The 11,964-nt window shown below is 70.5% G+C and carries 10 protein-coding genes and 3 pseudogenes; 10 read left to right on the top strand and 3 right to left on the bottom strand.

The annotated features are described in order from the left end of the window. Positions 1 to 253: 253 nt before the first annotated feature. Positions 254 to 1,204 (bottom strand): hypothetical protein, encoded by a 951-nt coding sequence (locus tag QF027_RS26240; RefSeq protein ID WP_307077456.1) that lies wholly within the window; start codon positions 1,202 to 1,204, stop codon positions 254 to 256. Positions 1,205 to 1,510: 306 nt separating this feature from the next. Next, positions 1,511 to 1,794: pseudogene (locus QF027_RS26245) on the bottom strand (aminotransferase); the annotation flags it as partial. A 172-nt stretch (positions 1,795 to 1,966) separates the two neighbouring features. Here QF027_RS26245 and QF027_RS26250 point away from each other — a divergent pair. Beyond that, entirely contained in the window at positions 1,967 to 2,521 is a 555-nt protein-coding gene (locus QF027_RS26250; RefSeq protein ID WP_307077459.1) for a Uma2 family endonuclease, read from the top strand. Between the two features lie 386 nt (positions 2,522 to 2,907). Here the strand turns inward: QF027_RS26250 and QF027_RS26255 are convergent. Next, positions 2,908 to 3,260 (bottom strand): annotated as a pseudogene (locus QF027_RS26255) (aminotransferase class I/II-fold pyridoxal phosphate-dependent enzyme); the annotation flags it as partial. Between the two features lie 251 nt (positions 3,261 to 3,511). Between QF027_RS26255 and QF027_RS26260 the strand changes: the two are divergent. The 9 genes and pseudogenes from QF027_RS26260 to QF027_RS26300 all read left to right on the top strand — a co-directional run bounded on the left by QF027_RS26260 (position 3,512) and on the right by QF027_RS26300 (position 11,796). Continuing rightward, positions 3,512 to 3,892, top strand: a complete 381-nt coding sequence (locus QF027_RS26260; protein WP_306978553.1) for a BlaI/MecI/CopY family transcriptional regulator — start codon at positions 3,512 to 3,514, stop codon at positions 3,890 to 3,892. 24 nt (positions 3,893 to 3,916) lie between these two features. Beyond that, positions 3,917 to 4,867 (top strand): M56 family metallopeptidase, encoded by a 951-nt coding sequence (locus QF027_RS26265; RefSeq protein WP_307077461.1) that lies wholly within the window; start codon positions 3,917 to 3,919, stop codon positions 4,865 to 4,867. A 107-nt stretch (positions 4,868 to 4,974) separates the two neighbouring features. Beyond that, complete coding sequence (gene asnB, locus QF027_RS26270; protein ID WP_306978551.1) at positions 4,975 to 6,834, top strand: asparagine synthase (glutamine-hydrolyzing); 1,860 nt, start codon at positions 4,975 to 4,977, stop codon at positions 6,832 to 6,834. 66 nt (positions 6,835 to 6,900) lie between these two features. Then, positions 6,901 to 7,815, top strand: a complete 915-nt coding sequence (locus QF027_RS26275; protein WP_307077463.1) for a hypothetical protein — start codon at positions 6,901 to 6,903, stop codon at positions 7,813 to 7,815. A 13-nt stretch (positions 7,816 to 7,828) separates the two neighbouring features. Further along, positions 7,829 to 8,290, top strand: coding sequence for a DUF1772 domain-containing protein (locus QF027_RS26280; protein WP_307077465.1), 462 nt, complete (start codon positions 7,829 to 7,831; stop codon positions 8,288 to 8,290). Positions 8,291 to 8,317: 27 nt separating this feature from the next. After that, complete coding sequence (locus QF027_RS26285) at positions 8,318 to 9,373, top strand: methyltransferase (protein WP_307077468.1); 1,056 nt, start codon at positions 8,318 to 8,320, stop codon at positions 9,371 to 9,373. A 16-nt stretch (positions 9,374 to 9,389) separates the two neighbouring features. Next, complete coding sequence (locus QF027_RS26290) at positions 9,390 to 9,848, top strand: anthrone oxygenase family protein (RefSeq protein WP_306978547.1); 459 nt, start codon at positions 9,390 to 9,392, stop codon at positions 9,846 to 9,848. A 124-nt stretch (positions 9,849 to 9,972) separates the two neighbouring features. Then, a complete protein-coding gene (locus QF027_RS26295) occupies positions 9,973 to 11,142 on the top strand; it encodes a sensor histidine kinase (RefSeq protein WP_307077470.1) in 1,170 nt (389 codons plus the stop codon). Between the two features lie 29 nt (positions 11,143 to 11,171). Then, a pseudogene (locus QF027_RS26300) lies at positions 11,172 to 11,796 on the top strand (response regulator). Positions 11,797 to 11,964 lie beyond the last annotated feature (168 nt).

The raw sequence follows: 11,964 nt of genomic DNA on the forward strand, positions 1-11,964 counted from the left end.
CGTCATGGAAGAGTCTGCGGTCGATTCCGCTCCCGGTGTGCCGGCTGCGAACGGCGCCGTGAGTGCCGCTTCCGATGCCCGCACACGGCGGCCTGGCCATGACGACGGCGACGGGCTGGACGACGGCGACGGGCTAGACGAGGGCGACGGGCTAGACGAGGGCGAAGGGGGCGGCGGGGAGCAACATGAGCGGCCTGGTCCATCTGACCAGCAGGACCAGCAGGACCAGCAGGATCAGCAGGACCAGCAGGATTCACCTGGCCAGCACGATGAGGACGACCAGCACGACCAGCACGACCAGCACGACCAGCACGACCAGCACGATGAGCATGGTCCGCAAGGTCCGCAGGGCCCGCAGGGCCCGCAGGGTTTCCAGGGCGATACCGGTGCGCAGGGCGCCCAGGGCGGCGTCGGTGCGCAAGGCAGTCAGGGTTTCCAGGGTGGTCCCGGCAGCCAGGGAAGTCAGGGTTTCCAGGGCAGCCAAGGCGATACCGGTGCGCAGGGCTTCCAGGGCGGTACCGGTGCGCAGGGTAACCAAGGCGGTACCGGAGCTCAGGGTGCTCAGGGCGGTGCCGGGACACCAGGGGCTCAGGGTGGGACCGGGGCGCAGGGAATTCAGGGCAGTCAGGGCGGTACCGGCGCGCAGGGCAACCAGGGCGGCACAGGCCCGCAGGGTAGCCAGGGCGGGGTCGGGGCGCAGGGCAGCCAGGGCAGTCAGGGCGGTACCGGAGCTCAGGGCGCTCAGGGCGGTGCCGGGACACCAGGGGCTCAGGGTGGGACCGGGGCGCAGGGAATTCAGGGCAGTCAGGGCGGTACCGGCGCGCAGGGCAACCAGGGCGGCACAGGCCCGCAGGGTAGCCAGGGCGGCGTCGGTGCGCAGGGCAACCAGGGCAGTCAGGGCGGTACTGGCGCGCAGGGTGCTCAGGGCGGTGCCGGGACACCAGGGGCTCAGGGTGGGACCGGGGCGCAGGGAATTCAGGGCAGTCAGGGCGGTACTGGCGCGCAGGGCAACCAGGGCGGCACAGGCCCGCAGGGCAACCAGGGCGGCGTCGGTGCGCAGGGCGTGCAGGGCAGTCAAGGCGGTACGGGCGCGCAGGGCGGTCAGGGTGGGCTCGGCCCGCAGGGCGTCCAGGGCGGGACCGGGGCACAGGGCATGCAGGGCAATCAGGGCGGTACCGGTGCTCAGGGCAGCCAGGGCACCCACTACCCGACCGACTGGCACTCCAGGAACCAGATCTCTTATGTGGTGGCCAACCTGATCGCGATGAAGGATGGCGCCGAACGCTGCGGCGGTCTCCTGCTGGTGTGAGTGCGCGCGATGGCGGGCACGAACGCAGCGTGCCGGACAGGTGCGGCGACGCCTCAGCTCGGCGTTCACCGTAACGGAGCCCTACCGGAAGGCTCACGAAGATCTTGCTGAGGGGGCTGCCCGGCTGTGGGCCGGGCGGCCCGGCTGTCAGGGTCGGCAGGTCGGGCGGCCCGCGCAATACGGCGGATCCCGGATCGGCTTTCAGGAGCCCGGTGACGCGAGGCGTCGCAGGCGGCCGGCGGCCTCGTGGAGAACGTCGTCCCGCTTGCAGAACGCGAACCGCACGAACGGTGCCCCGGCCTCGCGGTGGTCGTAGAAGACCGCGTTGGGAATGGCCACCACGCCCGCGCGCTCCGGAAGGGCGCGGCAGAAGGCGAAGCCGTCCTTCTCGCCGCGGGGGCGGATGTCGGTGGTGATGACGTCAGGAACTGCTTCGCCGAGCGCACGGCCGCCACCAGCCCCGGGGCCGACGTGACCCAGGCGACGCCTCGTTGGCCTGCCTGTTCCTATGTCGTGCGACAGGCCCCTCTGCGGATCTCCGCACTGGCGGTGAGCGGGCCGCACAACCTGTCCGGACCGGTCTGCCGGCCGTTCCGACGGGCTCAGTGACGCGGCACTGTCCGTCGTATCCTGACCACACACGGGAAGGAGCCGTCCATGAGCGCCGACGCGATCGTGCACACCGAGTTCCCCAAGGGGTACACGGTCCTGTTCGGGGCCGACGGAAAGGTGATCATGACCCCGCAGAGCGAAGAGCACTCCAGCACCATCAGATCGATGCAGATCGACTCCGCTCTTGCCCTCGGCCGTCACGCGAAGGTCACCTCCGACGTCTACATCGACTTCCCCGCGGACGAGAACTCCGCCCCCGACCTGGCGATCCTGCGCGAGGATGCACGCAAGGAGGGCAAGCGCTACAGCTTCGAGGACGTCCTGCTGATCTCCGAGGTCGTCTCGACCTCTTCCGCACGCAAGGACTACGACGACTGCACCGCGAAGTACGGCCGCTACGGAATCCCGATCTACCTGGTCGTGGACCCCTACGCCCAGGAAGTCGTCCTTCACACCCAGCCGACCGCCACCGGTTACATCGCGGCACACACCCACAAGTACGGCACGGGCAAGCTCCCCATCCCCCTGGCCGACGGCCGCACCTTCACCCTCGACCTCGACGAACTCCCGCGCCCGGAGCCCGAGGCGGACGCCCGCTGACGAAGGACTCCCGGTGCGGCCGTGCCGCCGGAATCCCCTCGGCGTCGGCGTGGTCGGGCTTGATCGACGGCCCGCCCGGACTCGGTAGGCGGTAGGCGGCAGGCGCGTGACCGTCGGCAGGTCGGCAGGTCGCTGGTGGCTTGACTCTGCGCCCCGTCCCCAGTGCCCTCAGCACCCCGGATGTGCCGCTGGGGCGACGGGGTCCTTCTTCCCGAGCGAAGCCGGGACGGAGGGGGCCGGGCACAGCTCCTGGTTCCGACGGCCTCGGCCGGAGCAGGGGCGACAGGGCGGGAGGGTCGGCCGGCCGCTCGCGTCGGCACCCTCCGTCACGCGACGCGCCCGCGCGAGCGGAAATCCCCAAGGCGGGTGCGGCCCCGCGGCTTGACCTACGACTTCAGGCGCTTCACAGCCTCCTGGAGTACCTCGGTCTGCTTGCAGAAGGCGAACCGCACGAAGGGCGCGCCCGCCTCACGGTGGTCGTAGAAGACGGCGTTCGGGATCGCGACCACGCCCGCGCGCTCCGGCAGCGCCCGGCAGAAGGCGAAGCCGTCCTTCTCGCCGAGGGGGCGGATGTCGGTGGTGATGAAGTAGGTTCCCGCAGGCCGGAACACCTCGAAGCCCGCCTGAGTGAGCCCCGCAGCCAGCAGGTCCCGCTTGGCCAGCATGTCCGCGCGGAACGCGGTGAAGTAGCTGTCGGGAGCGCGAGGGCCTCGGCGACGGCGTACTGGAACGGGCCGGAAGGCGACACCTCGTTCGTACACTCATTCGCGTGTCGTGCAACACGTACCAGCTCGGCCGGTCCCGAACAGCACGCGGGATCTTCACCACACCAACGTCCTCCCGAAGATCGCCGGACGCCTACACGTCGAGCTGCCCGGCAGCGCGTCATCCGCAAGGCGCCACGTTACGATGCGAGCAGTCGCGCCCTGTCCGTCCGATGGGAGCAGCGCAGACCACCTCGGACGTCGGTGGAGGGGAGGCGACGAGGGAGTGACCAAGCACTCGGATGGAATTCGGGCCCGGGGCGAACTCGAAGCACAGGTGATGGCCTTGCTGCACGCCTCAGCCGAGGGGTTGACCCCCGCGGAGACCAGGCAGGCCCTGGGTGGCGGCCCCTCGTACAGCACGGTCGTGACGACGTTGACGCGTCTGTACACCAAAGGACTCCTCACCCGGCTCGCGCGGGGACGCGCTTTCGCCTACCAGCCGGTCTCCGACGAGAGCGGCCTGGTCGCCCTGCAGATGACCCAGGTCCTCCGCGGCCGACGCGACCGCGCGGCAGTGCTGCAGCGATTCGTCAGCAATCTGTCGGCCGACGACGAGCAATTGCTCCGCTCGCTGCTCGCCGGAGGCACCCTCAAGGACGACTGACGGGGGCTCAGGGGGTTCCTCACCATGCACTACTTCGTCTACGTCCCGCTCCTGTGCTCCTTGGTGGCTTCCCTGGGCGCCCGCCCGGTCTCGGAGAGGCTCGCGCCGGACCTCGCGACCCGGGTCCTGACAGCGAGTGCCCTCGTGCTCGCCGCCAGCAGCACCGCCGCGCTCGGGTTACTGGCCTGCGCCGGCCTGCTGCGCGTGCCGCAACTGGCTCTTGCAGGCCGGTGGTCGCTCCGCATGGTCGACCGGGCCGGGCTCGACCCGGATCCGGTCGCTGTCGGGTCCGGACTGCTGGTGCTGGTTGCCGTCCTCGCCGCCACGCGGCTGCTCGCACGGTGGATCGCGACGCTGCGCAGAGTCCATGTCGAGGCCGCGGGCCTGCCGGGTGACGAGGACGTGGTGGTGGTCGGCACCGAGGTGCCGGAGGCGTTCTCCGTGCCCGGGCGCCCAGGCCGGATCGTGGTGTCGGCCGGAATGCTCGCCGCGCTGGACCAGCGAGAGCGCCGGGTGCTGATCGCCCATGAGCACGCTCACTTGACCCACCGTCACCATGTTCACGTTGCCCTGGCGCACTTGGCGGCGGTCGTGAACCCTCTGCTGAGGCCGCTCGCCTCAGCCGTGGAGTTCACGGTCGAACGATGGGCGGACGAGACCGCCGCCACGGCGACCGGCAGTGACCGTCGGCTGGTTGCACGGACGGTCGCCAAGGCCGCCCTGGCCGTACGTGAGGCGGTCGGCCGGAACACGCCGCCTTTCGCTCTCGGGTTCGCAGCCCCCTCCGAAGTACCGGAGCCCGGACCTGTGCCCCGCCGTGTCGCCGCGCTGCTCGCGCCCCCGCTGCGGGGTGGCATCCCGCTGATCCTGGTGATCGCGGGCATCGCCCTGTTGAGCCTCCTGTCCTCGGCCGAGGCCACACGCGACCTGCTCGACCTCGTGGAGATGGCGAGAAGGGCCGCCGCGGCTTCCTGACGGGACCGCTCCGTCGGCGAGCTCAGCGAGGACTCAGCACACCTTCAGCGGGTGGCTCAGTCGGTCGGGAGATCGTCGGAGCGTTGCCTCACGAAGGAAGGTGCGCAATGTCTGCGGTAGCCGGCTGGGTCGACCATCGCCGTGATCTGTCCACTCGGGTCAGCGTGGTCACGGCCATGGCGCGGACCATGGTGAACCGTGGGCCGGAGGGCGAGCACGTCTGGAGCAGTCCGTACGCCGTCCTCGCCGGCCGTGGCCGTGCCGCCGAGGGTGTGGGTGGCGCACAGTTCGCGGTGATCGGGTCGGAGGGCCGGCGGATCGTGGTCAGCCTCGCCGGCCGACTGGACAACCGGCGCGGCGTCTCGCAGGAGCTGGGACTGGGTGATCACGGGGCCGCGGACCTCCCCGTCGCCGAACTGGTCGGACGCGCCTTCCTGCGGTGGGGGCCGGGGTGCGCGGAGCACCTGGAGGGCATGTTCGCCTTCGCGCTGTGGGACGAGCGGCGGCAGGAGCTGTTCATGGCGCGGGACCGTCTCGGCACCCGAGCGCTCTTCTACTACCCGACGCCGACCGGGGTGCTCTTCGCCTCGGAACGCAAGGCGCTGCTCGCCCACCCCGAGGTGACGGCGGCCGTGGACGCGGACGGGCTGCGCGAGCTGATCTCGCACGCGGGCACTCCGGGGGCGGCCGTGTTCCGCGGAATGCGCCAGGTACCCAGCGGGTGCGTCGTGCGTTTCGGCCCGGACGGTGAGCGTACGGAGCGGTATTGGGCCCTGCGGTCCGGTGAGCACGGAGACGACCTGGCCACCACCGTCCGTACGGTCCGATCGCTGCTTGAGGACGCCGTAGCGCGGCAGATCGACACGGCAGTGCCCACGGCCGTACTGCTGTCGGGTGGGCTGGACTCCAGCGCGATCAGCGCACTGGCTGCCGGAGCGCTGAGACGGCGTGGCGCCGGACCGCTGCGGGCGTTCACGGTCGGTTTCGCGGACCAGGCCGAGCACTTCCGCGCCGACGAGGTGTGGAACACCCCGGACGACCCGTTCGTCGCGGACGTCGCGCGCCATGTGGGAGCCGAGTTGACGCCCCTCGTGCTGGACACCGGACGGCTCCTCGATCCGGCAGCCCGTCAGGCCGCTCTGCACGCCCGGGACCTGCCCAGCTGCCTCGGCCACACGAACACGTCCCTCTATCTGGTGTGCCGGGCCGCGGCCGGACACACGCCCGCCGCCCTGCACGGCGACCCGGCGGACGCGGTGTTCGGCGGCTTCACCTGGGCGTACAAGCCGGAACTGCTGAACGCCCGGACCCTGCCGTGGGTCGCCCGCGCCGCGTCCGGCGGCGGCAGGGCAGGAATGGGCGGTGATCTGCTCGACGAACAGCTCCTGAAGGAGCTGGACATTCCCGGCTACAGCGCCGCCCGCCACAGCGAGGCCGTCGCCGAGGTGGCCCCCGTGGCAGGCGAGTCCGAACGTGACCGCCGACTGCGGGAGATCTCCTATCTGCACCTGACGCGCTGGCCCGAGACCCTCATCGGGCACAGCGAGGCACTGAGCACCGCGGCGGGGCTGCAGCTGCGGTGGCCATTCGCCGACCACCGTCTGATCGAGTACGTCTACAACACGCCGTGGTCGATGAAGAGCTTCGACGGCCGCGAGAAGAGCCTGTTGCGTGCGGCGGCCATGGACGTGCTGCCCGAGTCCGTGGTGAACCGTACGAAGTCGCCCTTCCCCGTCATCCAGGACGAGGCGTACGGGCGTGCCCTGTGCCGGGAAATGACCGAGCTGGTCAACGACCCCTCGGCGCCCGCTGCCGAGGTGCTGAACGCCGATGCCGTGCGCGCGCTCGTGGCCGACCCCTCGTCCCTGGCGTCCGGGCCGCGCGCCTGGGTGGCGCGGGCAGGCGCCGAGATGCTGCTCCAGCTCAACACCTGGTTGCAGACGTATCGGGTGCGCCTCGAACTCTGAACGGTGCCGCAGCCCTCCACGCCTGCCAAGGCCCCTACAACCCACTACTCACAGCAGGGAACCCACATGACGAACGTCTCGCGCCCCGCGCGTGCTCTGGCCGCGGCGTCGCTCGCCGTCCTGTCCTTGGCGGGCTGCGCCGCCGATGTCGCGCAGGCCGCCCCGGCACACTCCGACGCGGCGACCCGGGTCCACGGACCCCACCCCGTCGACGTCCTCCTTGCCAACAAGCAGCTCGACGTGCCCGGCCGCCTCTCGGCCGGGACGATCACCTTCAACTTCCGTACCACTGACACCAAGGGACACACGGTACTGCTGGTACGTCTGAAGGACGGGGCCACCGTCAAGGACTACCTGGCGCAGCTCGCGACGATCTCGCACGACCCGGCGCACGCCGCCGAGGCCGCGCGCACGGCAGCCGACGAGGCCGAGAACCTGGGCGGTGCCGTCGTGGACCAGTCCGCCCCCGGGTCGTTCACAACCGTGCTCTCCGCGGGCACCTACCACCTACTGGACTTCAGCTCCGTCGGCGTGTCCGACCCCGACCCGGCGGTCACCTCGTTCCAGGTGACCGGGCACACCCGCCACGCCGCCGTTCCGGCGCCGGACGCCGTGATCGTCCAGGCCGACGTGGATGGGAAGGCCCGATACGTGGTGCCCGATCACCTGCCCGCCGACGGTACGGTCCTGGTGACCAACGAGTCCTCGGCCGGCGAGGAGGCCACGCTCACCCCGGTCGAACCCGGCACCACCGATGCCGACCTGGCGGCATACTTCGCCTCTTTCGCTACCGGCACGCAGGTGGCGAACCCCTTCACCGGACCCACGGTCGGCATGCCGGTGATGAGCCCCGGCCGCCAGGGTCTGATGCACTACGCGATCCCGGCCGGAACATACGCACTGGCCTCGTACGCCGTCGACCCGGCCAACGGCCGTCGTCGCGCGGCCGAGGGCATGGCCACCGTCGTCACGGTCCGCTGACGGAGCGCGCACGATGGCCAATCTCGTCTTCCCTCTGGTCCTGCTGACGAACGGGCTGGCGGCCGGCGGGCTGATGATCGCGGTGCTCGGCGGCGCCCCGCTGCTGTTGTCGCTGCCGGTCGACCGCTACGTACCGGTCCATCAGTTCCTCGTCACGCGGTTCGATCCCTTCATGCCGGTCAACCTCGTGTCGGCGCTGCTGCTGGACGCCGTCCTCGCCGTGCTGGTCCCGGACACCACCGTCTCGGTGCTGACGGGCACGGCATGCGTGTTCCTCGTCGTCACCATGACGATCTCGCTCGCCAAGAACGTCCCCATCAACCGCTGGGTCGCCACACTCGACCGCGACAGCCTGCCCGACAACTGGGCGGAGATCGATCCGCGGGTCAAGTGGCGCAACTGGAACGCCGTTCGCGCCGCTTTCGGTGTCGCGGCGTTCGTGCTCAACGTGACCGCCGCCGGCTTCCTGCTCTGATCCGACCGATCGACCGAGGAGAACGACATGACTCTCACGCAACCGGGGGCCGACGCCTTCGCCAGGCCGGCGGACACACCTGGCATGCCCCCGCACCTGCAACTGCTGATGATCGTCGAGGGCAAGCGGGCCTCGCAGATCGTCTACGCGCTGGCGGAACTCGGGATCGCCGACCATCTGGCCGACGGCCCGCGCCCGGCGGCCGAGCTCGCCGAGCTGACCGGCGCCGACCCGGATGCCCTCTACCGACTGCTGCGCTGCGCCGCGTCGTTCGGTGTCTTCGCCGAACTGCCCGAGCGCCGCTTCACCCTCACCCCCATGGCCGACGCCCTGCGCAGCGACGTCCCGCACAGCCAGCGCGACCTGGTGCTGTTCAACGGGCACGAGACGCTCTGGCGTCCGCTGGGAGAGATCCTGCACAGCGTCCGTTCGGGACGACCCTCGTTCGACGAGGTCTTCGGCAAGCCGTTCTTCCAGCACCTGGGATCGGATCCCGAGGCGGCCGGGCTGTTCAACCGCGCGATGACCAGGATGAGCCGACTTTCGACGGCCGCGCTGCTGTCTCAGGCCGACTTCTCACGGTTCGCGAGCATCGCCGACATCGGCGGCGGGCACGGGTTCTTCCTCAGCGAGGTGCTGCGCACCGCCCCGCACGCCAAGGGGGTGCTCTTCGACCAGCCCTCGGTGATCGAAGGGGCGGCGACCCGGTTGGCCGACGACGTCTTTGACCGGATCACGACCGTGGCCGGGGACTTCTTCGGCGAGGTGCCGTCCGGTCACGACGCCTATCTGATCAAGGCGGTGCTCCACGACTGGGACGACGAACGGGCCGTGGCGATTCTGCGCCGGGTGCGCGAGGCGACAGCCGGCAGCGAAGCACCGCTGTTCCTCTGCGAGTTCGTGCTCTCCGGCCCGAACAGCTGGGACCGCGGCAAGTTTCTCGACATCGAGATGCTGCTCCGCTTCGGCGGCAGGGAGCGCGACCTCGGCGAGTGGCGGTCGCTGCTCGGCGCGGCGGGGTTCGAGATCGTCAACGAGCCGCCCGTCGGCGGCTGGGCGGTCATCGAATGCCGCGCGATCTGACCGGGAGGTCCGCGACGTGGTGACTCAACTGCTCGGTGTCGTGCAGCTGGTGCTGTGCGGAGTCGTCGCCGGAGTTTTCGTCTCGGTGGCGCTGAGCGCCGTACCCGCCTTCTCCGCGCTGCCGCCGGACCGGTACGTCGAGGTCCACCGGCTCCTCGGCAGGGGCTACCACCCCGCCATGCCCGTGATCGTGAACGTCGCGACCGGGCTGGACCTCGTGCTCGCCCTGCTGTCGACGTCGGCGGCAAGGTCGGCTCTGTTCGTCACCGGCCTGGTTCTGCTGATCGGCACCCAGTGCGTCTCGCACCTGCGCAACGTCCCGATCAACCGGACCCTCGCCGCGCTCGACGTGACGAGGCTTCCCGACAACTGGGAGGACCCCCGGACGCGGTGGCGCGGCTGGCACTACCTGCGGACCGCCCTGGCCCTGTGTGCGGTCACGGTGAACGCGGTGGCGCTGGTGGCGCCGGTCTGAGCCCCCGCCCGACCGCCCACCGCCCGTGTTCTCACCGCTGACCCGGTGCCGAGGGCTCCGTCTTCCCGACGGGGCCCTCGGCACCGTCGATTCACAAGATCGGCGTACGGATAGATTGGCCGATATGAACCTGCGCAGGTGGCCGCCCGCGGTCGTCGACGTCGTGGTGGCCGCGGCCGTCGCCGCCGTGGTGTGCGTCGCGATACATATCGCCTACGAACCGGGCGCGTATCCCCCTGATCTGGGGGCGTACTTCCTGGGCACGGCAATTGGTGCCGTACTGCTGGCCAGACGGACCCATCCGCTCGGCGTGCTGGCCGCCACCACGGTCCTGCTGTTCGTCTACTACACCGTCGAATATCCGGGGATCGAGCCGGCGCTGCCACTGGCGGCGGCCCTGTACACCGCCTGCACGGCCGGACGTCTGAAGTGGTCCGCCGGTGTGGCGGCCTTCTTCGTCGGCGCCGACCTCGTCGTGCACGGCGTACGGCTGGGCGATCCTCCGCTTCCCCTGCTGACCAACATTGTTCAGGATTCCTCCCTGCTCATCGCGGTGATGCTGCTGGGTGACACCGTGCGCAACCGGCGCATCCGGCTCGCCGAGGCGCAGGCGCGGCTCGAGGAGTCCGAGGCGCAACGGGAGCGGGAGGCCGCACAGCGGGTGACCGAGGAACGGCTGCGCATCGCCCGCGAGGTGCACGACATCATCGGCCACTCGATCTCGGCGATCACCGTCCAGGCGGGCCTCGCCCAGGACGTGCTCAAGGACCGGCCCGAGGCGGCCGAGGCGGCGTTGCGCGTGGTCCGGCAGGCCGCCCGGGACGCGATGAGTGAACTCAAGGCCACCGTGGGCTTGTTGCGGGCTCAGGGCGAGGACGAGTGGTCTCCGGCTCCGACCCTGGCCGCTGTCGACGACCTGGCGGAGCTGGCGCGGCAGGCCGGGGTGGCGGTGTCGGTCACGGTGGACGGCGAGGCCCGGCCGCTGCCCGGCGTGGTGGATGCGTCGGCCTACCGTATCGTCCAGGAGTCCCTGACCAACGTCGTACGCCACTCGGGGGCACAGCGGGCGGCGGTCGGGATCCGGTACCTGCCCCGGGAGTTGGTGATCGAGGTGAACGACGACGGCCGAGGGCCGTCGGCCTCCCCCTCCGGACCACCGGGCTTCGGCCTGACCGGCATGGGTGAGCGCGTGGCGGCGTTCGGTGGACAACTGGAGACAGGCGGGGGCGCGGACGGCGGATTCCGGGTGTGTGCCCGGCTGCCCGTGGAAGAGCAGGCCGAGGAGGCGGAGTGACGATTCGAGTGGTGCTCGCGGACGACCAGATGCTGGTGCGGGCCGGATTCCGCGGCCTGTTGGACAACACGCCGGACATCCAGGTCGTGGGCGAGGCGTCCGACGGCGCGCAGGCAGTACGGACCGTCCGCGAGACGGTGCCCGACGTGGTGCTGATGGACGTCCGTATGCCCGTGCTCGACGGGGTGGCGGCCACCCGGCAGATCACGGCGGACCCGGCTCTGGAGAGCGTACGGATCGTCGTGCTGACCACGTTCGAACTCGACGAGTATGTATTCGAGGGCGCTCCGGGCCGGCGCGAGCGGCTTCCTCGGCAAGGACATCGAACCCGAGCGCCTGCGCGAGGCGATACGCGTGGTCGCCGCCGGGGAGGCCCTGCTCACCCCACGCGTCACCCGCCAGGTGATCACCCGGTTCGCCGCACAGACTCCGGCGCCCAGGGACGAGGAGCGCCTGTCGGTGCTGACCGGACGGGAGCGCGAGGTCATGGCACTTGCCGCCCACGGGCTCACGAACGATGAGATCGGAAAGAAGCTGTACATGAGTCCGGCAACGGCTCGTACGCACGTCAGCCGGGCCATGGTGAAACTGGGCGTGCGCGACCGTGCCCAATTGGTGGTGGTGGCCTACCAGACAGGCCTCGTCAGACCCTGACGCTGCCTCCTCGAATACGCGAATTTGCGTAGTCGGTGGTCGCGTCCGGACGGATGAGGGGCACCCGGAGTGCTCATAGCGTTGTCGCCATGACAACGACTCTGGGAGACCCCGGTGTTTGAGCAACTGGAAAACATGGACGAGGTCGCGGCAATGCTTTTGGTATTG

The sequence above is a fragment of the Streptomyces canus genome (genome assembly GCF_030816965.1).
GTDB lineage: Bacteria > Actinomycetota > Actinomycetes > Streptomycetales > Streptomycetaceae > Streptomyces > Streptomyces canus_E.